Below are 233 nucleotides of genomic sequence, written 5' to 3'. Positions count from 1 at the left end.
CTCGCCGCTGGAAGCCAGCCGCGCCGCGCTGGAGCGCTACGCCGGCTTCGCGCCCGCTGCGGCCAAGAGCGCGCTGCAGTCGCACGCGCGCGCCAGCTTCGCCTTCGACGTGCTGTCGGCGCAGGACAAGGGCGTGAACGACCGTGGCATCGTCGTGCCCGAGCGCGCGGTGCGCTGGGAGCGCGCGTTCGACGCGCCGGCGCTGCTGCGCCTGCGCGCGCCATTCGTGCGCC

General features: G+C 76.4%; 1 protein-coding gene. It reads left to right on the top strand.

The window, feature by feature from the left end:
- On the top strand, window positions 1-233 hold a 233-nt coding region (locus tag HKX41_13705; GenBank protein ID NNC25188.1), incomplete at both ends, for a hypothetical protein.

Origin of the sequence: Salifodinibacter halophilus (genome assembly GCA_012999515.1) — a bacterium.
GTDB lineage: Bacteria > Pseudomonadota > Gammaproteobacteria > Nevskiales > Salinisphaeraceae > Salifodinibacter > Salifodinibacter halophilus.
The sequence above is the reverse complement of the archived record's forward strand: the minus strand, read 5'-3'. Positions and strand labels throughout refer to the sequence as shown.